The sequence below is a fragment of the Allotamlana fucoidanivorans genome (assembly GCF_045788535.1).
GTDB classification, from domain to species: Bacteria; Bacteroidota; Bacteroidia; order Flavobacteriales; family Flavobacteriaceae; genus Allotamlana; species Allotamlana fucoidanivorans.
Map to the genome: position 1 here is coordinate 910,982 of NZ_CP074074.1, position 24,061 is coordinate 935,042.

At 35.1% G+C, this 24,061-nt stretch carries 23 protein-coding genes; 14 read left to right on the forward strand and 9 right to left on the reverse strand.

Features of this window, described 5'->3' with window-relative positions; genetic code table 11:
- Nucleotides 1-172 precede the first annotated feature (172 nt).
- Nucleotides 173-775: a hypothetical protein gene (locus tag KFZ70_RS04335; protein WP_139694712.1), complete on the forward strand. Its 603-nt coding sequence runs from the start codon at nt 173-175 to the stop codon at nt 773-775.
- A 62-nt stretch (nt 776-837) separates the two neighbouring features.
- Here KFZ70_RS04335 and KFZ70_RS04340 read toward each other — a convergent pair whose 3' ends face one another.
- The 7 genes from KFZ70_RS04340 to KFZ70_RS04370 all read right to left on the reverse strand — a co-directional run bounded on the left by KFZ70_RS04340 (nt 838) and on the right by KFZ70_RS04370 (nt 8,670).
- A complete protein-coding gene (locus KFZ70_RS04340) occupies nt 838-1,911 on the reverse strand; it encodes a PA0069 family radical SAM protein (protein ID WP_139694711.1) in 1,074 nt (357 codons plus the stop codon).
- A 141-nt stretch (nt 1,912-2,052) separates the two neighbouring features.
- Nucleotides 2,053-2,835 (reverse strand): enoyl-CoA hydratase/isomerase family protein, encoded by a 783-nt coding sequence (locus KFZ70_RS04345; RefSeq protein WP_139694710.1) that lies wholly within the window; start codon nt 2,833-2,835, stop codon nt 2,053-2,055.
- Nucleotides 2,836-2,840: 5 nt separating this feature from the next.
- A complete protein-coding gene (locus KFZ70_RS04350; protein ID WP_139694709.1) occupies nt 2,841-4,280 on the reverse strand; it encodes an ATP-binding protein in 1,440 nt (479 codons plus the stop codon).
- 162 nt (nt 4,281-4,442) lie between these two features.
- The gene (locus tag KFZ70_RS04355) at nt 4,443-4,991 is read right to left on the reverse strand and encodes a CopD family protein (protein WP_139694708.1); all 549 of its coding nucleotides are present in this window, start codon (nt 4,989-4,991) and stop codon (nt 4,443-4,445) included.
- A gap of 9 nt (nt 4,992-5,000) precedes the next feature.
- Nucleotides 5,001-6,362 (reverse strand): MATE family efflux transporter, encoded by a 1,362-nt coding sequence (locus KFZ70_RS04360; RefSeq protein WP_139694707.1) that lies wholly within the window; start codon nt 6,360-6,362, stop codon nt 5,001-5,003.
- Entirely contained in the window at nt 6,362-7,396 is a 1,035-nt protein-coding gene (hemH, locus tag KFZ70_RS04365; protein WP_139694706.1) for a ferrochelatase, read from the reverse strand. Before hemH ends, KFZ70_RS04360 begins: the two co-directional genes overlap by 1 nt.
- Nucleotides 7,397-7,770: 374 nt before the next feature.
- Nucleotides 7,771-8,670 carry a helix-turn-helix transcriptional regulator gene (locus tag KFZ70_RS04370; protein ID WP_139694705.1) on the reverse strand — a complete coding sequence of 300 codons (900 nt, stop codon included), beginning with the start codon at nt 8,668-8,670 and terminating at the stop codon, nt 7,771-7,773.
- 188 nt (nt 8,671-8,858) lie between these two features.
- On the opposite strand from KFZ70_RS04370, the gene hemA reads away from it, so the two are divergent.
- From hemA to KFZ70_RS04435, 13 genes are all read left to right on the forward strand, one after another.
- Nucleotides 8,859-10,121 (forward strand): glutamyl-tRNA reductase, encoded by a 1,263-nt coding sequence (gene hemA / locus KFZ70_RS04375; RefSeq protein ID WP_139694704.1) that lies wholly within the window; start codon nt 8,859-8,861, stop codon nt 10,119-10,121.
- The gene (hemC, locus tag KFZ70_RS04380; RefSeq protein WP_139694703.1) at nt 10,114-11,691 is read left to right on the forward strand and encodes a hydroxymethylbilane synthase; all 1,578 of its coding nucleotides are present in this window, start codon (nt 10,114-10,116) and stop codon (nt 11,689-11,691) included. Before hemA ends, hemC begins: the two co-directional genes overlap by 8 nt.
- 74 nt (nt 11,692-11,765) lie before the next feature.
- Nucleotides 11,766-12,791, forward strand: a complete 1,026-nt coding sequence (hemE, locus tag KFZ70_RS04385) for a uroporphyrinogen decarboxylase (RefSeq protein WP_139694702.1) — start codon at nt 11,766-11,768, stop codon at nt 12,789-12,791.
- A gap of 126 nt (nt 12,792-12,917) precedes the next feature.
- Entirely contained in the window at nt 12,918-13,676 is a 759-nt protein-coding gene (locus KFZ70_RS04390) for an EI24 domain-containing protein (RefSeq protein WP_139694701.1), read from the forward strand.
- Nucleotides 13,666-14,208 (forward strand): GNAT family N-acetyltransferase, encoded by a 543-nt coding sequence (locus KFZ70_RS04395; RefSeq protein WP_139694700.1) that lies wholly within the window; start codon nt 13,666-13,668, stop codon nt 14,206-14,208. Before KFZ70_RS04390 ends, KFZ70_RS04395 begins: the two co-directional genes overlap by 11 nt.
- Nucleotides 14,209-14,213: 5 nt before the next feature.
- The gene (gene hemF, locus KFZ70_RS04400) at nt 14,214-15,116 is read left to right on the forward strand and encodes an oxygen-dependent coproporphyrinogen oxidase (RefSeq protein WP_139694699.1); all 903 of its coding nucleotides are present in this window, start codon (nt 14,214-14,216) and stop codon (nt 15,114-15,116) included.
- A 44-nt stretch (nt 15,117-15,160) separates the two neighbouring features.
- Nucleotides 15,161-16,060, forward strand: coding sequence for a DUF4421 family protein (locus KFZ70_RS04405; RefSeq protein ID WP_158293158.1), 900 nt, complete (start codon nt 15,161-15,163; stop codon nt 16,058-16,060).
- Between the two features lie 11 nt (nt 16,061-16,071).
- Nucleotides 16,072-17,061, forward strand: a complete 990-nt coding sequence (gene hemB / locus KFZ70_RS04410) for a porphobilinogen synthase (protein ID WP_139694697.1) — start codon at nt 16,072-16,074, stop codon at nt 17,059-17,061.
- 25 nt (nt 17,062-17,086) lie between these two features.
- Nucleotides 17,087-18,172, forward strand: a complete 1,086-nt coding sequence (locus tag KFZ70_RS04415; RefSeq protein WP_139694696.1) for a CNNM domain-containing protein — start codon at nt 17,087-17,089, stop codon at nt 18,170-18,172.
- 6 nt (nt 18,173-18,178) lie between these two features.
- The gene (locus KFZ70_RS04420; RefSeq protein ID WP_139694695.1) at nt 18,179-18,652 is read left to right on the forward strand and encodes a methylated-DNA--[protein]-cysteine S-methyltransferase; all 474 of its coding nucleotides are present in this window, start codon (nt 18,179-18,181) and stop codon (nt 18,650-18,652) included.
- 64 nt (nt 18,653-18,716) lie between these two features.
- Entirely contained in the window at nt 18,717-19,862 is a 1,146-nt protein-coding gene (locus tag KFZ70_RS04425; protein ID WP_139694694.1) for a serine hydrolase, read from the forward strand.
- A complete protein-coding gene (locus KFZ70_RS04430; protein ID WP_139694693.1) occupies nt 19,859-20,575 on the forward strand; it encodes a 3'-5' exonuclease in 717 nt (238 codons plus the stop codon). The genes KFZ70_RS04425 and KFZ70_RS04430 overlap by 4 nt, the downstream gene beginning before the upstream one ends.
- A complete protein-coding gene (locus KFZ70_RS04435) occupies nt 20,576-22,255 on the forward strand; it encodes an ABC transporter ATP-binding protein (RefSeq protein ID WP_139694692.1) in 1,680 nt (559 codons plus the stop codon). It begins immediately after the preceding gene.
- A 365-nt stretch (nt 22,256-22,620) separates the two neighbouring features.
- Here the strand turns inward: KFZ70_RS04435 and KFZ70_RS04440 are convergent, their stop codons facing one another.
- Nucleotides 22,621-23,274: a CoA transferase subunit B gene (locus KFZ70_RS04440; protein ID WP_139694691.1), complete on the reverse strand. Its 654-nt coding sequence runs from the start codon at nt 23,272-23,274 to the stop codon at nt 22,621-22,623.
- A 2-nt stretch (nt 23,275-23,276) separates the two neighbouring features.
- Nucleotides 23,277-23,978, reverse strand: a complete 702-nt coding sequence (locus KFZ70_RS04445) for a CoA transferase subunit A (protein WP_139694690.1) — start codon at nt 23,976-23,978, stop codon at nt 23,277-23,279.
- Nucleotides 23,979-24,061 lie beyond the last annotated feature (83 nt).

Below are 24,061 nucleotides of genomic sequence, written 5' to 3' on the forward strand. Positions count from 1 at the left end.
CTTTCCCTTTGCATTTACAATACAATTATCTCATACATATACCATTTTATCTTAACCTAAATTTCACATAAAAATAACAGTCAATTTAGCACATAAATAAGTCAATATCAATGTTTTACATACTTAAAAACTAATGTAATTTTACAGTGTTGAACGTTATAAAACCCAAATTATGAAAAAAGTAATTAAACATTCAAAAAAAGGATTCTTAATGGTAACATTGTTTGCTACCTTGTTAAGTTTCGCCAATGATGCTTCAAAATTTAAAATTACATTTGAAGCAAAACGAACCCCACTTACTTTATATAATATAAAGAAAGGGAATGTTTTATCAATTAAAGATGAAAATGGCTTATTGTTATATAAAGAGTTACTCCAACAATCTGGAATTTACAGCAAAGGTTTCGACTTAACTTCTCTACCTAACGGCACTTACATGTTTGAATTGGAGAAAGATTTTGAAATCAAACTTATTCCATTTTATGTGAAGTCTAACACAGTTACTTTTCAAAAAAAACTTGAAGAAACCATTTTTAAACCTGCTTTTAGAGTAGAAGGAGATATGGTTTACATGAGTAAATTAAACCTTAATAGGAAGCCTTTAAAAATTAATTTCTATTTTTTAGATGGTAACCATTCTGAGTTAATGTATTCTAAAACATTAAAGAATCAACAACTGATAGAAAAAGCTTTTAAATTGGAAGGTCTAAGTCTTGGTACTTATAAGATTGAAGTTATTAGTGCCGACCACACCTTTGAAAAACACATTTACTAAACCCTCTCGTTTCTTATTTAGTTAAGTTGATTAAGGTGAGCAGTTTTGCTCACCTTTTTCATTCAAAAAAGGGATAATTGCCTGTTTTTATGAGATTCGTGTAGTTTACAATTCAACTCTGGTATCAATGCATCTTTAAAATATTTTCTTCTTGCCAGTTTTACCATAGCATGAATTTGTTCTGCTATTTTTCCCTCACCCCGCATTCTGGTACCATATCTTGAATCATTTAAGCTTCCACCGTGACAATCGGCTATTTGATGTAATACTTTCTCCGCACGGTCTGGCATCGTTTTTTTTATCCATGTTGTAAAAAGCCTACCTAAAGCACCATTTAATCGTATCACGGTATAGCCAATAGATGTAGCCCCATACTGCGCCACTACTTTGGCTAAAGATAAAATTTCATGACTATTAATTGAAGGTATAATTGGCGCTATCATCACATTGACAGGAATACCGTTATCACTTAATAGTTTAACTGTATCTAGACGCTTTTTTATGCTAGCCGTTCTGGGCTCTAAAATACGTTTTATATCTTCTGATAATGAGGTAATAGATATATTCACGGTAACTAAATTATCTTTAGCCAACTCGATTAACAGGTCTAAGTCTCTTTTTATCATGGCGTTCTTTGTAATAATACCTACTGGATGCTTATACTTTAAAAAAACCTCTAAACAACGTCTGGTGATTTCAAATTGCTTCTCAACGGGTTGATAACAATCCGTATTTCCAGACATAATGATTTGTACTGCTTTCCAACTTTTCTTGGTAATATGTGCTTCCAATAATTTGGCAGCCTCCTTTTTAACTAAGATATTTTGCTCAAAATCTAAGCCTGCCCCATAGCCCCAATATTCGTGTGAATTTCTGGCATAACAATAAATACATCCATGCTCACAGCCCTGATAGGGATTCATGGAATACAACATACCAACATCTGGACTTTTAACCTGATTCACTATGGTTTTTGGAAATACCTCAAGAAACTTTGTTTTATCTTCATCAAAAACCTCACCTGTTTTCTGGCAATACTCCAGAAAATCGTCTCGAACTTCATGGTACAATTCAAAAAATCGATTGGGTACATGCTCTTGCGCCCCACGACCTTTAATATTAGATTTAGGGTTCATACAACATTATTTTAGAACTGGAAGGGATTAAAACTAAACGCTCAGTAAAGTTACTTATTCTTGAAATAGAAATATGTTAAAGCTAGTGTTGTTTGTTAACAAAACACTTTTTCTCAAAAACTGCACCTGTTCTGCTTAAAACTATGCGCCTGGAAAATTAGCCTTACGTTTTTCTAAAAAAGCACTAGTTCCTTCGGCAAAATCTTGAGTTCCAAAACATCGCCCAAATTCCTCTATTTCTAATTCAAATCCATTCACGCCATCTTCAAAGTTGGCATTAATAGATCGTATGGCCGCGGCAATGGCTACTGATGAATTTCGGCTTATTTTTTCTGCCATAGTTTCACAAAATGGCAATAGTTCATCTGGTGTGGTTACATGGTTTACCAAACCATAATTTAAGGCTTTTTGCGCATCAATCATAGTAGCTGTCATAATCATTTCCATAGCTCTCCCTTTACCAACTAATTGGGTTAAACGTTGGGTACCCCCATATCCTGGAATAAGGCCTAAAGACACCTCTGGAAGCCCCACTTTAGCATTATCATTAGCTACTCTAAAATGACAAGCCATAGCCAATTCTAATCCGCCGCCTAAAGCAAAACCATTAATAGCAGCAATAACAGGAGTTGAGAGGTTTTCTACAAAATCAAATAAATCTTTTTGCCCTTTGGCTGCTAACTTTGTACCATCTTCAACATTAAAATGAGCAAACTCACTAATATCTGCACCAGCAACAAACGCTTTATCTCCGCTACCCGTAACTATTATAACTTTTATTTCTTCATCTTTGTCTGCTTCAAAAAAAGCATTGTGAAGCTCCCCAATAGTTTCTTTATTTAAAGCATTTAATTTCTTCGGGCGATTAATAGTTATCAAGGCAATCCCCTTGTTTTTCGTAAAAAGTACATTGTTGTAGCTCATAACACTTATTTTTTAGGAAAAGAAACGTTAAACGTAGTTCCCTCTCCATCTTTTGAATCGAAAGAAATGCTTCCGTTATAGGTTTCTACAATATTTTTTACCATGGCCAAACCAAGGCCCATGCCACTACTTTTGGTGGTAAACTTAGGTTCAAACACTTTATCTTTACTTTCATCAGAAACCCCAGAACCATTATCGGTAACACTTATTAACACATCGATCTCTGTTTCAGAAACTAAAATTTCAATCTTTGGTGTTTTCTCTTCCGTCATGGCTTGTATGGCATTTTTCACCAAGTTTGTTACCACACGTATGAGTTGTGTTCTATCAAATTTAGCGATTATTTCCTCTGAATCACACTTAAAAACAATATAATCTTCGTTGAAAATATCGAGCGCTAATTTTACAATTTGCACCACATTTAGCGTTTCTTTTTGCTGTGCTGGCATTTTTGCAAAATTAGAAAATGCCGAAGCGATAGAACTCATAGTATCTATTTGTTGAATCAAGGTTTTACTATATTCATCAAGTTTCTTATGAATATTCTCATCAGTAGGATCAAATTTGCGTTGAAAGTTTTGCACTGTTAATCGCATGGGCGTTAAGGGATTTTTTATTTCATGAGCCACCTGCTTTGCCATTTCACGCCAGGCCTGTTCGCGTTCACTTTTAGCCAATTGTACCGCACTTTCTTCAAGTTCATCAATCATGCTATTGTACGCACTTACCACGGTTGAAATTTCCTCCGTACTATCTTTAATTTCAATACGTTCATTACTACGTTCAAGTCTTGTGGCATTCATAATGTCACTAATGCTTTTTAGTGATTTTGTTATGTATTTTGACAATAAAAAAGCAATAGCAATAGCCATGAGCAATACAAATAAAAAGGCATACCACATGCGGGTTAGAAATTCTTCAAGCTCCTTTTTAAGAAAATCATCCTTTTCTAAATAAGGGATATTTAAAATAGCAATGGGTTTAGACCTATTGTCGGTAATATAAGTGTAAGACGATTGAAAGGTTTCACCATTTTCCTGATGTTTAGCTACAAACCTATGTTCTGCAATTTCAGAATCGCTTTTTACCTGAACAGTATTGCTAATAGCGTTCATAATGTGAGTGTCTAAACATTTATCAGCTACATTATTTTGAAAACCCGCTTTTGAAGAAATTAGAAGACCGCCTTCTAAATCATACAAGTTAATTTGTAATTTATGTATATCGGCAATATTGTAAATCTCTTCCTTGAAAATAAACGGAATGTTTTCAGTTTTTACTTCCCAAGTATTTTGTCTGCCATTTAAGGTACGTTTTATATGGGTTTGTATGTTTTCCTCTTTACGCTCTAACCTGCTTTCATGATAATCATGACTTTGCTCTCTATACTGGTAAATGGCTACGGCAGAAATAAGAATAGATCCCAACAAAACCAATAGAATCATGGCTAGAAAAATACGGGTACGAAGCGAAGGTTTTTTTGCTTTAAACAACACAGAATGTTACAAATTTTACAAGCTTAAATATAGCAATAATCAAACCAAACCTAGCTTCTATCAACAAAAAAATGACAACCAAAAGAGCGCATACTTAAGAGGCAGTAACTATTAAGCCTCTGGATTTTTTTCTCTAATATGCTTATAAACCTTAAAGCCCAGCATGATAAGTACACCCAAAACAAAAATACCAACTATACCCCAAACCCAGTTAATGGCACTTTTAAGAACCACCAAGAAAATGACAGCAAACAGAATAAATGTGGCGCCCTCATTCCAAATGCGCATATAGCTTGATGATTTCTTTACAATGTCATTTTGAAGTTGTTTGTAATACTGATGTGTTTTAAGGTGATAAATAAACAACAAAACAACAAAAGCTAGCTTAACATGCATCCAAGGTTCTTTTAACCAACCAGGAACTATAATAAGTAACCATACCGCAAAAATAGTTGCCAATATAGCAGATGGCCAAGTAATAATATACCATAAGCGTTTTGCCATGAGCTTTAATTGCTTACCTAGTATTTCTTTTTCTGGAGATGCCTTATGAAACGCTTCTATTTGATACACAAAAAGCCTTGGAATATAAAACAACCCTGCAAACCAAGTGATGACAAAAATAAGATGAAACGATTTTATATAGCCGTAATATTCCATATGGTGTTTTTAATTAACCGATTTTAATTCTGGATTTAAGTTCTTAATTATTTCTTTGTAAAGAAAATATCCTGTGACTAGAGTTGCTAAAACATCGGCAATTGGAAAAGCTATCCAAACTCCCAATTCTCCAAGAAAGACAGGTAAAATAAAAATAAGCGGAATAAAAAAAAGCCCTTGTCTGCTCAAGGTTAACCAAAGCGCTTGTTTTGCCTTTCCTATGGCTTGAAAATAAGCCGCTCCTATAAGCTGTAATGCAATGATAGGTGTGGCTGCAAACACCCAACGCATGGCTGCAGGTGTTTCTAAAATAACTTGAGCATCAGATGTGAATAACCTTGTAATGGTTTCAGGAAAGACCATTAAAAACACAAACACAATAGTTGCCAACAGTGCAGCATATTTTATAGCTGTATAAATCGTTTCTTTTACTCTTGCATATTTTTCAGCACCATAATTAAAACCAGCTATGGGAAGAAAGCCCTGCGCCACACCAAAAACGGGAAATAATGCAAACATGAGCATTCTACCAACTATAGCATATGCCGTAACCGAACTTTCCCCCCCTAGCGTATACAGAATATTATTCATTAGCAAATAAGTCACACTAACAATGGCTTGCCTTGATAGGGTTACAACTCCTAAGGAAGCTATTTCAACAACAGTCGCTTTATTTAGACCAAAGTGACATTTTGCAAGCTCTATTTCAGACTGTTTTGAGATAAAAAAGCCCAAAATAAATATAAAACATACCAAGTAAGATAAAGTTGATGCCCAAGCTGCACCAGCCATACCATAATCTAACACATAAATAAAAATATAATCTAACAGCAAATTACTGACTGACGGTAGCATCATAGCATACATAGCAACTTTTGGCTTACCAACAGCCCTTATTACTGTATTTCCCATCATGCAAAGCCCTAAAAAAGGCACTCCATAAAGCACAATAACATAATACGTTTTTGCAGGTTCTAATATATTTCCTTTCCCTCCAAAAGTTGGCACGATACTGTCAACAAACCAAAGCCCCAAGATGACCATAGTAACGGTAAAAAGAGTTGTTAAGGTAATTTGATTCCCAAAGGTTGTTCGTGCTTTTTCTTTATTTTCTGCACCAAGTGCTCTTGAAATAATTGATGAACCACCAACTCCTATGGCCATACCTAAAGCAGCAATGAAAAATGACACTGGCAATACAACATTTATAGCAGCTATGGCCGTTGACCCTATCCAATTCCCCACAAAAACGGTATCTACTAAAATGTTAAGCGACATGACCAAAATACCAATAGAAGCTGGAACAGCTTGTTTTACCAGTAATTTACCAATGGGCTCAGTCCCCAAACCATGTGATATCAGCCGAGCCATTATACGGCAACAGTTTCAGATGTTACCCAATGATTTATCCACTGCGATAACAACGTTACAAAAGCGTCGTCATCATTTAAACATGGTACGGTTTTAAAGTGCTTCCCACCTACTTCATGAAAAATCTCCTGACCTTCCATAGCTATTTCTTCAAGCGTTTCTAAACAATCGCTTACAAAGGCAGGCGTAACAATTGCCATATTTTTAATACCTTGTTTTCCTAAACGCTCTATCGTTCTATCTGTATAAGGTTGCAACCAAGGATCAAATCCTAATCGTGATTGAAATGAAGTAGAATAGGTACCTTCTTTTAAACCAAGTTTTTCAGCAACCAAACGCGTTACTTCTAAACACTGATGCCGGTAACAAAACTCATGTGCTTTACTTGAGGTTACACAACAATTTCCATCAATTTTACAATGTGAATTTGTAACATCACTTTTTCTGATATGGCGTTCAGGAACTCCATGATATGAAAATAAAAGATGCTGAGGATTTTCGCCTTCTATATGTGATTTTATAGAATTTGACAGCACCTCAATATAATCTGGTTTATTATAAAATGCAGGAACTGACTCAATGTTTATATCTGGAAAAAAATCATGGCGTAACTTTTCAGCCAAAACTGTTATGGTTTCTGTAGTTGCCATGGCAAACTGCGGATATAATGGAAACAACAAGATATCATTTACCCCTTGATCTACCAACTCCTGAATGCCATTGTGAATAGACATGCTGCCATAACGCATAGCTAAAGATACGGGGACATCTACCTGCTTTTGAACTTTATTTTGAAGGCGTTCAGAAATAACAATAAGTGGCGAGCCTTCTTTCCACCAAATTTTTTTATAGGCTGCTGCCGAAGCTTTAGGGCGTGTTTTTAAAATTATTCCTCTTACCAACAAGGCTCTTGCTACGTAGGGGATGTCTATAACACGCTCATCCATTAAAAATTCTCCTAAATATTTTTTTACATCTTTAGGTTCTGGACTATCAGGGGAACCAAGATTAACAAGTAAGACTCCTTTTTTCATTATATTTTTTTAGCATCACAAAAATACAATGATTTCACTAATATAAAGAAAAACAAGAGGTAATTCTAAACGGCATCAGAAGTCACCATTCTTAATAACGACATAAAAACTAACGCGTATAGTTCTTTCAGTTATAGCGCTAATAATTGACGCCTTTAATGGTCCTTTATTTTACTTAGCAAAAATTGATAATGTTCATGTGACTTTTTCTGACTATAAGTACAATCTTGAAAAATCCCACAGGACGCACTTGAACTAATCAATGATTTATGGTTGTGTTGCTTTGAAAGCGCTTCTATTTCTGGAGTTAAGTATTTCATATTCTATTGTTAAGTTACTGTATTGTAGTTGTTTTTTACCATAAAACCTTACAATTAACTTAATGACATCACATATTTTTTAGGAGTTGTTCCATACTTCTTTTTAAAGGCCGCGATAAAATGACTTGAGGTACTGTATCCCACTTTATGCCCTACTTCATTCACGTTATTTTCGCCTGACTCAAGTAGTTTTCGTGCCACTTCCATTTTATAATCAAATAAAAAACTAAAAACAGAATCGCCATAAATTTGCTTAAAACCCTCTTTTAACTTTTTTAAACTTAGCCCGATTTCATCTGCTAACTCCTGAAGCGAAGGCGGTTCAGCCATTTGAGCTACAATAATATCTTTAGCTTTACGAATTTTAATGACGTTAGTTTCATCTACTAAAAACGGACATTGTTCAATATTAGCTTCTTCACTTCTATTGAAATATAAACTTAATAACTCATAAGCCTTCCCTCGAAAATATAAGGGTTTTATAGATGAATTCAACCCATAGTTTATCAATTGATTTAGCACAATGGCCATAGATGGCGAAATAACACCGTCTTTATAATATTTTTTATCCCGATTATCTTCACTTAAAAAGGTGATATAATCGGCCTCATGAGAGAAAAAACCATGAAATTTCTTGATAGAAATTAAAATCGATACCATCCATGAGTGCGGATTGATTTCTAAATGAATGGGTAAATCGCGCTGCGGATTATAAAGCAGTAAAGAATTTTCTTCAAGAATATTTAATTTATAGCGCCCTTCGTTAAACACAAATTGACTTGACCCTTTAACACAAAAATGAAATTGAATAAAATCACTATCTATTTCTTTGGCAACAGATTGCGTTTTATTTTCTTCATTTTTAAAGGTTAACACCAAAACACCTTCCTCTACCAACGTTTCATTAAATGAACTTTGAGCGACATTTTTATCGGAATCAAATTCTGTATTCATAAATTTTATTTAGATTTATTCTAAATTAATTGTTTAAAAACCTCCTGTACCCTAACAAAATTATGATATTTATCCTGTTTTATAAAAAAACAACGCAAAAAAACCACAAACGACAATAAAAGTTCTTTTATCGTTACTTTTTTTTAGGGCATCCCTATATTTTTGCTTCACATTTTCAGGTATTAAGCATGCAAAAGTATAACATTAGTAGAAGTAAGTACTTTTACGCCATTGGTTTGAGTTACAAAAAAGCCGATGCGGAAATAAGAGGGCACTTTAGTTTAGATGACGAATCTAAGCTTCGCCTCCTTGCTCAAGCTAAAACGAATAATATTGAAAGCTTAGTGGTAACATCAACCTGTAACCGTACTGAAATTTATGGTTTTGCAGAGCATCCTTACCAACTTATCCAACTACTTTGTGACAATACAAGAGGCACCGTTGAAGAATTTAGAGAAGTAGCCTACATTTATAAAAATAAAGAAGCTATTTCACATATGTTTCGTGTAGGCTCTGGTTTAGATAGCCAGATTCTTGGTGATTTTGAAATTATAAGTCAGCTTAAACAAAGCACAAAACTGTCACGCAAACACGGGTTACTCAATCATTTTACAGAACGTTTAGTAAATGCGGTGATTCAAGCTAGTAAGCGCATTAAAACAGAAACCAATATTTCATCAGGGGCCACATCGGTTTCTTTTGCCTCAGTGCAATATATTTTAAACAGTATAGAACAGGTTTCTAATAAAAATATTTTACTTTTTGGAACAGGAAAAATTGGAAGAAATACCTGTGAAAACCTGGTAAAACACACTAAAAATGAGCACATCACTTTAATCAATAGAACCAAAACAAAAGCCGAGCAAATTGCTGGTAAGTTTAATTTGATTGTTAAAGATTATGCCAATTTACAAGAAGAAATTTCTAATTCTGATATTTTGATTGTTGCCACTGGTGCCCAACGCCCAACCATTGACAAGCATATTATTCAGTCTGAAAAACCCTTATTGATTCTTGATTTATCTATTCCAAAAAATGTAGACGCTAATGTTGAGGAACTTGATAATGTGTCACTTGTGCATTTAGATCATCTTTCGCAAATTACAGATCAAACTTTAGAGGCAAGAAAAGCCCAGATTCCTATGGCTGAAGCCATTCTAGATGAAGTAAATTTAGAATTCAGCGAATGGTTAGAAACTAGAAAGTTTGCACCAACTATTAAAGCCTTAAAACATAAATTATCTGATTTTGCTGCTGCCGAATTGGAAGTGCAACGTAAAAAACATGCTGATTTTAATGAGACTCAAGCCGCAATTATTAGCAATAATATTATTCAAAAAATCACTAACCACTTTGCCCATCACTTAAAAGATGATGATGTTCCTACCGACGAAAGTTTGGAACTCATAAAAAAAGTGTTCCAGTTAGAACCTTCAACAAAACATGTCTAAAACCATAAGAATTGGTACACGCGATAGTGAGTTAGCACTATGGCAGGCCAACATAGTTAAACATCAACTTGAAAATTTAGGGTATGTTACAGAGCTTGTTCCCGTAAAATCTACGGGCGATATAGTTCTTGATAAACCCCTATACGAACTGGGCATTACAGGTATTTTCACCCGAACGCTTGATATTGCTATGCTTAATCATGATATTGATATAGCTGTTCATTCCTTAAAAGATGTACCAACAGTGTTACCAAAAGGCATTGTTCAAGCAGCAGTGTTAAAACGTGGAAATGTAAATGATACGCTGGTTTTTAAAAACAACGAAGAATTTTTAGGAGCCAAAGATGCTGTTATTGCCACAGGAAGCTTAAGAAGACGTGCCCAATGGCTCAACCGTTTTCCCACGCATACCATTGTTGATTTACGTGGCAATGTGAACTCCAGACTACAAAAGCTCAAAGATAACGACCAGTGGAATGGTGCTATTTTTGCCGCTGCAGGCATTGGAAGAATAGGAATACGCCCTGATGAAGCCGTTAATTTAGATTGGATGATCCCAGCGCCAGCGCAAGGTGCCATTATGATTACAGCTTTAGGCGAAGATGATTTTTCTCTTAAAGCATGCGCCCAACTAAATCATGAAGAAACAGAAATTTGTACCACTATTGAACGTGAATTTCTAAACAAACTTGAAGGTGGTTGTACCGCTCCTATTGGTGCTCTGGCCGTAATAAAAAATAATGAGATTAACTTTAAAGGTGTTTTGCTAAGTGAAGACGGCTCTAAACGTATTGATGTGACCCGAGTTAAAAATCTTGGTGAACACAAAGATATGGCACAATTTTGTGCAGACTTCATTATAGAGCGCGGTGGTAAACGCCTCATGGATACCATTAAAAACTCCACTAAAAAAGCTAAAGTGTTTTCTACGAAATCTTTTACAGAAGATCAACGCTTATTGTTTCATGAAAAGGTAGTAGCTGACAGTTCTGACTTTATAAAAATTGGGTTAAATAGAATTCATCCACGATTCATAAAAAAAGAAATTGAAAATGTAATTATTACCAGCAAAAATGCGGTAGAAGCCCTATCTACAAACTTTTCTTCCAGTGAATTACAGTTTAAAAATATTTATTGTGTAGGACGACGTACCAAACGGTTAATTGAAAACAAAATTGGCCCCGTAACCCATACCGAGAAAAATGCAAAAAAACTTGCTGAATACCTTGTGGAATATATGGAGGGAAGTGAGGTAACTTATTTTTGTAGCGATATTAGACTGGATGATTTGCCTACCATATTAGAGAAAAACAACATAGCAGTGAATGAGGTTGAGGCTTACCAAACTAAGTTTGACGGATTTAAAGTAGCCGATTCTATTGAAGGTGTCATGTTTTACAGCCCCTCAACCGTTGATAGTTATGTTGAAAAAAACAAAAACGAGATTATCGCGTTTTGCATAGGAGAAACCACAGCTAAAGCAGCAAAAAGGCATTTTGATGATGTGAGAATTGCCAAAGTGCCAACTGTTGAAAGTGTTATAGAATTAGTGAATCAACATTATATTTAACGGTTTTTGGTTATTCATTTCAGGTCAATAGCCTCTGCTCAAACCTCATAGCCAACAACTCAGAACAAATAACTATGATTAAAAACGATTTATTTTTAAGAGCTTTAAAGGGAGAAACGGTAAAACGCCCTCCAGTTTGGATGATGCGTCAAGCAGGAAGATATCTACCGGAATTCATGGCCATACGTGAAAAATACGACTTCTTTACCCGTTGCCAAACGCCTGAGTTGGCCAGTGAAATTACTGTACAACCCATTAGAAGATACGGTATGGATGCGGCCATTTTGTTTAGCGATATTTTGGTTATTCCACAAGCCATGAACATCGAGGTACAAATGAAACCTAACTTTGGACCATATTTACCAAATCCTGTTCGTACCCAAAAAGATGTTGACAATGTTATTGTTCCAGATGTCACTCAGGCCTTAGATTATGTATATCAAGCCATAAAAGCCACCAAAGAATTACTTAATGACGATATTCCGTTAATTGGTTTTGCTGGTTCGCCATGGACTATTTTATGCTATTGTGTACAAGGCCAAGGCAGCAAAACCTTTGATAAAGCTAAGGAGTTTTGTTTTACTAACCCCGCAGCCGCTCATCAAATGCTGCAAAAAATAACAGATACCACCATTGCTTACTTAAAAGAAAAAGTAAAGGCTGGTGTTAATGCGGTTCAAGTCTTTGATTCTTGGGGTGGTATGCTTTCTCCAACCGATTATCAGGAGTTTTCATGGCAATATATCAATCAAATTATTGAAGCTTTAAAAGATAACGCTCCAGTCATTGCATTTGGAAAAGGCTGTTGGTTTGCACTAGGGGAAATGGCCAAAAGTAAAGCGTCGGCTTTAGGTGTAGATTGGACGTGTTCTCCACAAAACGCCCGTTATTTAACGGGTGGAAATATAACATTACAAGGTAATTTTGATCCTACGCGCTTGTTATCACCCCCTGCAACCATTAAAAAAATGGTACATCAAATGATTGATGACTTTGGAAAAGATAAGTATATTGTAAATTTAGGGCATGGTATTTTACCAAACGTTCCTTTAGATCATGCAAAAGCCTTTATTGATGCGGTAAAAGAATATGGTCAGTAACAAAAATAAAATGCCTTTTACCTTTTATATCATTACCATATAAAAGGTAAATTCAATTTTAGCGATGGTTTTTCTTTCCTTATAAAGTTCAAAAATAACGCTGTAAGCTAAAGCTAAAACAACGTCATGATTAAACATATATTTTCAGGAATTCAAGCATATTTTGGGGTATTTAGCCTCATTTCTAAACTTAAACTTTGGAAATATTTTGCCATACCCATGCTAATTTCTTTACTTACTGCTGTAATTATAGGTGTTTCAGCATATGGGTTATCGGACAACATTGGGCAGTTTATCTCTCAAATATGGGTTTGGGATTGGGGCAAAGAAACCTTTTCTACCATAGGAACTTTTATTGGTGTCATCATTGTTTTAGCCATAGGACTTATATTGTACAAGCACATTATCATGGCTTTTTCAGCACCATTTATGAGTCCTGTTTCAGAGAAAATTGAAGCGCATTTAACTGGTTTTAAACCGCATTCATATAGAAATACATCGTTTATTCAACAGCTATGGCGTGGTATTAAAATCAACCTTAGAAACCTGATGATGGAACTGGTATTGACCATGCCTATTTTGCTTCTAAAGTTCATTCCAGTAATAAATATATTTTCAGTCGTGCTATTATTTACTGTACAAGCCTATTATGCAGGTTTTGGAAATATGGATTACACTTTAGAACGCCACTTTAACTATAAAGAAAGTATTAAATTTGTTAAACACCATAAAGGTATAGCGATTGGAAATGGTATCATCTTTATTTTGTTTTTATTAATTCCTGTAATTGGTGTAATTTTAGTGTTACCTTTATCGGTTACAGCAGCTTCGGTTAAAACTATTGAAGTCTTGACATTAAAAAACAAACTTGTTAATGCAGATTAACTGTTCAATATATACCATTCAACCAGTATTATCACTTGATCATTGGGGTATATATGATTTTGTTTCTGCAAATAAAGATAGGTTAAACCGGTATTTTCCAAAAACTTTAGCACAAAACCTAACTCCAGAATTATCCCAAGTTTTTGTTGAAAACAAAATCCGTGAGTTCAATTCAAAAAAAGAGATTCTATTTACCTTAAAGCCACAAAACGCAAATAAAATAGTTGGTTTAATCTACCTTAAAGCTATTGATTGGATTAAAAAACAAGGTGAGTTTGCCTATTGTATTGATTACAAACACAAAGGGAAAGGGGTAATTTCTGAAGCCATAGCGTTACTATCAAAACACGCATTTAATGAGCTTAAACTGGAAACGCTTCAAATCATAGTGCATAAAAGCAATACGCCAAGTATTACAGTAGCTACTTCATGTCATTTTACTTGGATAAAAACATTAAAAAAAGCATTTACACCCCCAAAAGAACGTGCGCTCAATATGGAACTATACGAGCTATATCATAAAATAAACTAACAGTAATGAAAGATCAATTTTTCAACTATATACACACCCTTCAAGACCAAATTACTTCAGCCCTTGAAGCTATTGACGGTCATGCCGAGTTTCAAGAAGATCTCTGGGACAGGCCAGAGGGTGGTGGCGGAAGAACCCGCGTAATTCAAAATGGAAATGTTTTTGAAAAAGGCGGTGTAAATATTTCTGGTGTACACGGAAAACTTCCAAAGTCTATGCAAACGTATTTTAAGGTTGGTGATGTTGACTTTTTTGCCTGCGGATTAAGTCTCGTTCTTCATCCAAAAAACCCAATGGTTCCAACAGTTCATGCCAATTGGCGTTACTTTGAAATGTATAATGAAGAGGGCAACATTATAGACAGCTGGTTTGGTGGCGGCCAAGACTTAACGCCTTATTATTTATTTGAAGAAGATGCTATTCATTTTCATCAAACCTGTAAAACAGCTTGCGATAAACATAACCCTGAGTTTTATCCGAATTACAAAAAACGATGCGATGAGTACTTTTATAACGCACATAGAAATGAAGGGAGAGGAATAGGAGGCTTGTTTTTTGATTATTGTAAAGCTACAGACAAAATGAGCATGAACAATTGGTACAGCTTTGTTACTGAAATAGGTAATAGCTTTTTAGAGGCTTATATCCCCATAGTTGAAAAACGAAAAGATTTAGATTATACTGAAGCACAACGTAACTGGCAAGAAATTCGTCGTGGGCGTTATGTTGAATTTAATTTAGTACATGATAAAGGCACATTATTCGGACTTAAAACCAATGGTCGTATTGAAAGTATTTTGATGAGCTTACCACCGCATGTACAATGGGTTTATGACCACCACCCCGAACCAGGAAGCGAAGAAGAAAAATTAATAACCGTTTTAAAAACACCTAAAGATTGGGTATAAAAAAACTACTATATACTTATATAATTTGCTGCACACTACCTACTTTGGCGCAGGATAGTATTGCTAAAAGTGAATATATTACAGGGTTCCCTGATAAAATATCAGCCAGATTATCGTTAGTAAACACAGCAAATATCTTTTTCTTTGCAGATAATGACGGGGAAGAATACGAATTACGCCCAAATGAAAGAGATTACTTAGGAGCATCACTTTTATTTAGAAGCGTAGAACTTGCGTTTGGGTTTTCTCCTAAATTTTTAAACACGAATAAAGATAATGCCGATTCTGAATTGTTTAACTTAAACTTCAGAATGTTTTACCGCCAATGGATGCAAACCATTGATTTTTACTACCAAAAGGGATTTTCTTTTAGCGACAATAATTTTTCCTCATTTTATTTTCCTGAAATAGAAACCTTAAAACTTGGAGGTGCCACATCGTATATATTCAATAAAAAATTCTCGTTTAGAGCGATAGGCTATCAAAACGAAAAGCAAAATAAAAGTGCTGGAAGTTTTATTCCTAAACTTTCGCTGTATTACACCAAGTTTTTTGTTAATACAGATAATCTTAGCGAACGCGCTACTTCTTTTGATATAGCCATTTCGCCAAGTTATTATTATAACTTTGTACTATCTAATAAACTCTTATTTTCTGCTGGAGCATCGTTTGGTATGGGTTTAAGTCATTCTGAAAATGTAGGCGCCGAAAATATAAACACTATTTTGTATGAGCTTACTGGACGCGTTGTATTAAGCTATAATTCTGATTCATTTTTCTCAGGCATTAACACCAATATCTCCGTTTTAGAAAAAAGTATTGGTAATACTAACAGACAAGGTGACGCTATCAGTTTTATTGAATTATATATAGGATATCGCTTTAAAGCACCCAAAAAATTTATGAAATGGGCCGATGATGTTAATGACTTTATTGGCTTTTAAAACCAAAAATTATGTACCCATTACGAAGAAATAGACGATTAAGAACCAACGAAGCCATTCGTTCTTTAGTTCGCGAAACCATTATAACCCCAAACGACTTTTTAGTACCATTATTTGTTGTTGAAGGCAAAGGTATAAAAGACGAAATTCCATCAATGCCTAATTATTTTCGTTATAGTTTAGATTTGCTTGAAAATGAAATAAAAGAACTGTGGAAATTAGGGCTAAAATCGGTATTGCTATTTGTTAAAGTGCCTGATAATTTAAAGGATAATGCAGGAGAAGAGGCTTTAAATCCTAATGGACTCATGCAACGTGCTATAAAAACAGTTAAAAACGTTTGTCCGGATATGCTCGTCATGACCGATGTGGCCTTAGACCCTTACTCCGCTTACGGGCATGATGGCATAATTGACAACGGAGAGATTGTTAATGATGCAACCGCTCTATTTCTTGCTGAAATGAGCCTTTCTCACGCTGAAGCTGGAGCCGATTTTGTGGCGCCAAGTGATATGATGGACGGACGTATTTTAACCATTCGGGAGGCTTTAGAAGATGAAGGTTTTATAAATACAGGTATTATGAGTTATTCGGCTAAATATGCTTCATCATTTTACGGCCCTTTTAGAGATGCTTTAGACTCTGCTCCTGTTGATTTAGTTGACATTCCAAAGGATAAAAAAACCTACCAAATGGATTACGGCAACCGATTTGAAGCCATTAAAGAAACCGAAATGGATATTGAAGAAGGTGCAGATATTGTTATGGTAAAACCTGGCCTTTCTTACCTAGACATTTTAAGAGACATTAAAAATGAAGTTGATGTACCTGTAGCCGTGTATCAAGTATCAGGAGAATACGCTATGATTAAAGCTGCAGCCCAAAACGGATGGTTAGACCATGACCAAGTGATGCTAGAAACCACTATAGCTTTTAAACGTGCTGGGGCAGACATTATCGCCTCGTATTTTGCGAAAGATGTAGTTAAATTGATTTCTTAATTTAGCACCTGTAAATTAAAATACAATGACCACACTTATATTTTGGGCCACCATTTCCATATTCTTTTCCTTTTTATGTTCTATCCTAGAGGCTGTTTTACTTAGTGTTACCCCAACATTTATCAATATAAAAAAACAAGAAGGGAGAGACTACGCCTTTACCCTAGAAGCACTTAAAAAAGATGTAGATAAACCACTTATTGCCATACTTACTTTAAACACCATTGCGCATACCCTAGGGGCCATGATGGTAGGCATTGAAGCTGAAAAACTTCCTTTTAAACTTGAATTTTTTGGTATTAATACCGTTGGTATCGTTTCAGCTATCATGACTTTTTTAATTTTGGTGGCTTCAGAAATCATCCCCAAAACCATAGGTGCTACCTACTGGAAAGGTTTAGCTAATTTTGCATCAAAAGCCCTTACTATCATGATTTTTCCTTTAAAATGGACCGGGATTTTATGGGTATTGCAGCTCACAACAAAACTCATTGGAGGTACAGGGCACGGCAGTGTATTAACTCGCGAAGGTTTTGTAGCCATGACCGATGTAGCTCACGAAGAAGGAGTGTTCCAGGAAAATGAAAGCAAAATCATAAAAAACCTACTCAATTTTAAGGAGATTTTTGCCAAGGATGTGATGACCCCTAGAACGGTGATGAAAACAGAGAACGAAACTACAACGGTTGAAGATTTTTTCAACAAAAATTTAAACCTACGGTTTTCAAGAATACCTGTGTACACTGATGAGCATGATAATATTACGGGGCTTGTTTTAAAAGATGAAGTATTTAAGGAAATGGCTCTTGACAACGGTTCAAAAAAACTCTCAGAACTCAAGCGAAATATTATTGTAGTAGACAGGAGTTTACCTATTCCAACACTGTTTGAACAATTGGTTGAAAGCCGAAACCATATGGCTTTGGTTGTTGATGAATATGGCTCGGTAAGTGGCTTAGTAACCATGGAAGACGTTATAGAAACCTTACTCGGACTAGAAATTATGGATGAAAGTGATAATGTGTCAGACTTACAGGTTCTAGCTAGAAAAAGTTGGGAGTCTAGAGCCAGAAAACTTGGTATATTTGAGGACAACAAACCCAACAAATAAATGGATATGGATACTTGCATCATTAATACGCCCTTAGGTTATACCCAAATAACAGGTGATATTAATGGCATTGCTGCAATTACCATACTTGATTCTAAAGAAGAAACAACCAAGATTATTCCCGAAAGTTTAAAGGATTGCGCTACGCAACTTAACGAATATTTTGAGGGTCTTAGAAAAACATTCCATTTAAAATTAAACCCACACGGTACCGATTTTCAATTAAAAGTTTGGAATCAACTTCAAAATGTGCCATTTGGAAAAACCATAAGCTATTTAGATCTATCAAAACAATTAGGTGATGCCAAAGCTATTCGAGCTGTGGCGAATGCCAATGGGAAAAACCCACTCTGGATTGTAATCCCTTGCCACCGCATTATTGGTAGTGATGGCAACTTAACAGGATATGCAGGAGGTTTGCACCGCAAACAATGGTTATTACAACATGAAAGCCCTTATAAACAGCAAAGCTTGTTTTAACCTTCGATTTTTAATTTTAAATACATAAAATATTTCTATATTTAGTTAACCTAAATAGCTTGTAATGAAATTCCTTAAAAAATTTGTGAAGTGGCTTGCTATCATTTTACTGTTTATTGTTCTTTTACTCTATATTTTCGATTATAGTTACATTTTAAGAGGTGTTCGTATCGTTTACTTCACAGGTCATAAAACGGTTTGGATTGATGACTATCCTTATTTTGACAACGACACCATTGCTAAAGGCGATAGCAGCCAGCCGTGGCCATTACATAAAAAATATAACACGGTAGCCCCTTCCGAAAAACTTAAGCAAATCAATGCAGCTTTAGAAACAGTTGCTTACCTCATCATTAAAAACGACAGTATATTTTATGAGTGGTACGCACCTAACTATGGAAAAGACTCTAAGACAAACTCTTTTTCAATGGCTAAAAGTATTACTACGGCCATGCTAGGAAAAGCTATTATGGATGGACACATAAAAAGTCTGGATCAACCCATTGGTGACTTTTACCCTCAATTTAAAGATGAAAAAACAACTGTGGGCGATTTAGCCTCTATGGCCTCTGGTTTAGACTGGGTTGAGCATTATACGAGTCCGTTTTCATTAACCGCAAGAGCTAATTACGATGACGATTTAGCCGAGACCATGCTTAATTTAAAAGTGATAAAAGAACCCGGAAAATCGTTTGAATATTTAAGTGGAAACACCCAATTATTAGGAATGATTATCCAAAAGGCCACAGGCAAACCTTTAGCCCAATACCTTTCAGAACGTTTTTGGATCCCTTTGGGCGCTACCGAAGATGCTCTTTGGCAATTGGATGATGCAAAAAACAGACTCGCTAAAACATTTTGTTGTATTTCTAGTGATGCTAGAGATTTTGCCCGATTTGGAAAACTCTACAAGGACTACGGAAAATGGAATGGTAAACAGTTGTTAGATTCTACTTTTGTAGCAAAATCTATAACGCCCCGATTTCCTGAAAGTCCAGAGTATGGTTACGGTTGGTGGTTAAGAAAGAGCAACGACAGAAGCTTCTTTTTAATGCGTGGTCATCACAGCCAATACGTTATTGTCGAACCTAACGACAATGTGATTATTGTAAGATTAGGACAACGAACTTCTAGTGATGAAGGCAAAAAACCATTCACCTCAGATATGGACGTGTATATTGATGAAGCCTATAAAATGCTAGAGCAATGATTTCAAAATTGAACCTTGAAAACATCTTGTTTTTAGACATAGAAACGGTTCCTGAAACCCAACACTTTTCAGATTTAGACGAAACGAAACAAATTCTTTGGGATCATAAATCGAAATATCAAAGAAAAGAAGATTTCACGGCTGAAGAATTTTACGAACGTGCAGGCATTTGGGCCGAATTTGGAAAAATAGTTTGTATTTCTGTGGGCTATTTCAAGATTCAGAGTGAGGAATTAAGACAATTTAGAGTCACTTCTTTTTACGGTGATGAACTTAAAATTTTAAATGATTTTAAAAACCTACTCGAATCACATTTCAATCAAACAAAACACTTACTTTGTGCCCATAATGGTAAAGAATTTGACTTTCCGTACATTGCACGCCGTATGATTATTCATAACATAGAACTGCCTACCAAACTTAACTTATTTGGAAAAAAACCGTGGGAAGTGGCACATTTAGATACTTTAGAATTATGGAAATTTGGTGACTTCAAAACCTATACGTCCTTAAAGTTGCTCACTAATGTTCTGGGCATTCCTTCTCCAAAAGATGATATTGATGGCAGTGAAGTTTGTCGGGTGTTTTATGAAGATAACGACATAGACCGCATTATCGTATATTGCGAAAAAGACACCATAGCTGTGGCTCAAATTCTTTTACGTTTACGAGGCGATGCTATTCTAACAGACGATGAAATCGTTCATATCTAAATGAAAGACACTACTATATTAAAAATTAAAAATCTCTCCATTTCCTTTGGAACCAATGAAGTCATTCATAACATATCTTATACCCTTCATAAAAATGAAATTTTAGGTATTGTAGGTGAATCTGGTTCAGGGAAGTCGGTGTCTTCATTAGCTATTTTAGGCTTGCTTCCCAAAAAAATAGCGCAAATTACTAGTGGTTCTATAACTTTTGAAGATCAAGATCTTACAAAATTACCTTCAAAAGCCTTTCAAAAATTAAGAGGACGAAAAATTTCAATGATTTTTCAAGAGCCAATGAGTTCTTTAAATCCTTCAATGACCTGTGGCAATCAAGTTTTAGAAATCTTATTACAACACACTAATTTATCTAAATCTGAAGCAAAAAAAGAAACACTCATATTATTTGAAAAAGTAAAATTACCACAACCCAAACGCGTGTTTTCTGCTTATCCGCATGAAATATCAGGAGGTCAAAAACAACGGGTTATGATTGCTATGGCATTGGCTTGCAAACCAGATATCCTTATTGCAGACGAACCCACCACAGCACTTGATGTTACGGTTCAAAAAGACATTATAAACCTTTTAAAAGCCCTTCAGCAAGAAACCAAAATGAGCATTATTTTTATCACTCACGATTTGGCTTTAATTTCTGAAATCGCTAACCGGGTATTGGTCATGTATAAAGGCGATATTGTGGAGCAAGGAGCGGTTACCAAAATTTTTACAGACCCTACGCACAATTACACCAAAGCGTTAATTAATGCACGACCTTCTTTAGATGTTCGCTTAAAAACTTTACCTACTATACATGATTATTTAAATCACACTATTGCTAAAGCTATTATTACTGAAAATATGCGGCAAAAAGCACATACCATCATGTATAGCAAGCCACCGTTATTAGAGGTTTTAAATGTTGAAAAAGAATACCTTTCTAAAACAGGTTTATTTGGAAAAACGGAATCGTTTAAAGCGGTTAATAACATTAGTTTTAAAGTATATGAAGGTGAAACTTTAGGCTTAGTTGGTGAGTCTGGTTGTGGAAAATCAACTTTAGGCAATGCCATTCTTTTGCTTGATAAAGCTACTGCCGGGCAAATTAATTACAAAGGCATAGACATTACCAAACTATCAAAATCTGAAGCTAGAACTCTTAGAAAAGATATTCAAATTATATTCCAAGATCCTTACTCCTCACTCAATCCAAGAATCCCTGTAGGAGAGGCCATTTTAGAACCTATGCAAGTGCATGGTCTTTACAGTAGCAACCAAGAACGCAAGTTGAAAGTGTTAGAACTCTTAACCAAAGTAGGGCTTTCTGAAGCACATTATAACAGATATCCGCATGAGTTTTCTGGAGGGCAAAGACAACGTATTGGTATTGCCAGAACTATTGCTTTACAACCTAAACTTATTATATGTGATGAGTCGGTTTCTGCTTTAGATATTTCTGTACAAGCGCAAGTTTTAAATTTACTTAATGAACTTAAACACGATTTTGGCTTTACCTACATCTTTATTTCACATGATTTAGCTGTTGTAAAATATATGTCTGACCAGCTCTTAGTAATGAATAAGGGCAAAATTGAAGAATTAGATGATGCCGATGTTATTTACAACAAACCACAAAAAGCATATACCCAAAAACTTATAGATGCTATCCCTAAAGGATTATAAAAAAAGTCGTTTTGAAATTTCAAAACGACTTTTTTTATGTGCTATTATTTAACTTCTTAATTAAAACATAAAAACCTTTTTAGTTAAATAAATTAGACCTCTAAAAAACTGCAAATTCTCTTTTAATGTTTCTTTGAATTTGCTTTCATCATGAGTAGGTTGTTCAGGTAGATTTGTTGCAACATTCATAGTCATTCAAGTTTATGATAGATTTAAAGCAATCTATTATTAATTTGGTTATTTTGGGGAGTACTAATATCGTAAACTTCAGCAATAATAACGATTAAAAACATATTAAATCGACAAAATACATATTTTTTTAACATATGTACTGTATTTCGTCTGTTTTTAAAAAAACAAATGCCTTAAATATTCATTTCGGGTATAGTACCCTCTATTATGAGATGGCCTTCGGTAGCTTGTTTAATAGCCTCAACCGAAACACCTGGAGCACGCTCTAATAACTTAAACCCTTGCTCTACTACCTCAATAACAGCCATATTAGTGACAATCTTCTTTACACAGCCAACACCAGTAAGCGGTAATGTACATTTTTTTAACAATTTAGATTCGCCACGTTTATTGGTATGCATCATGGCCACAATAATGTTTTCGGCACTCGCCACTAAATCCATAGCGCCTCCCATACCTTTCACCATTTTACCTGGAATTTTCCAATTCGCAATATCACCAGTTTCAGCGACTTCCATTGCGCCTAAAATAGTGAGATCTACGTGCTTACCTCTAATCATTGAAAAACTCATGGCAGAATCAAAAAAACTAGCTCCAGGTAATGTGGTAATAGTTTGCTTCCCTGCGTTAATCACATCAGCATCTTCTTCGCCTTCATACGGGAACGGCCCCATACCTAACACCCCATTTTCACTTTGAAACTCTACCTCTATATCATCTCGTACATAATTTGCTACTAGTGTAGGAATGCCTATTCCAAGATTTACATAGAACCCATCTTGAACTTCTTTTGCAATACGTTTTGCTATACCATTTTTATCTAACATAATTAATCGCGTTGTCTTAAAGTTAATTGTTCAATACGTTTCTCATAAACAGCCCCTTTAAAAATGCGTTGTACAAAAATACCTGGAATGTGTATTTGGTTAGGATCTAGTGTTCCTAGAGGTACCATTTGTTCCACCTCAGCTACCGTAATTTTAGCCGCACCGCACATATTGGGATTAAAATTTCTAGCTGTTCCTTTAAAAATTAAATTACCAGCCTCATCCCCTTTCCAAGCCTTAACAAATGCAAAGTCTGCCTTAAAAGCGTGCTCTAAAACATACATTTTTCCATCAAACTCACGGGTTTCTTTCCCTTCAGCCACTTCAGTACCGTATCCAGCAGGTGTATAAATAGCCGGCATACCTGCCTGTGCCGCCCTACAGCGTTCTGCTAAAGTCCCTTGAGGAATTAATTCTACATCTAACTCGCCCGATAGCATTTGTCTTTCAAACTCATCGTTTTCCCCAACATAAGAGGATATCATTTTTTTGATTTGTTTTTTCTGAAGTAATAGCCCTAAACCAAAATCATCAACCCCAGCATTATTGGAAATACAAGTGAGTTGGTTTATGCCCAATGTAACTAAATGCGCTATTGCATTTTCAGGAATACCACTAAGACCAAAGCCCCCTAGCATAAAAGTCATACCATTGGTTACACCTTTTAAAGCCTCCTGAACATTATTTACTTTTTTGTTAATCATTATTTTTCATTTTATTCCATATAAATTTAAGAATAATTGAATAATACCCTAAAAATAATGCGAATAAAAAAACCACTCCAAAA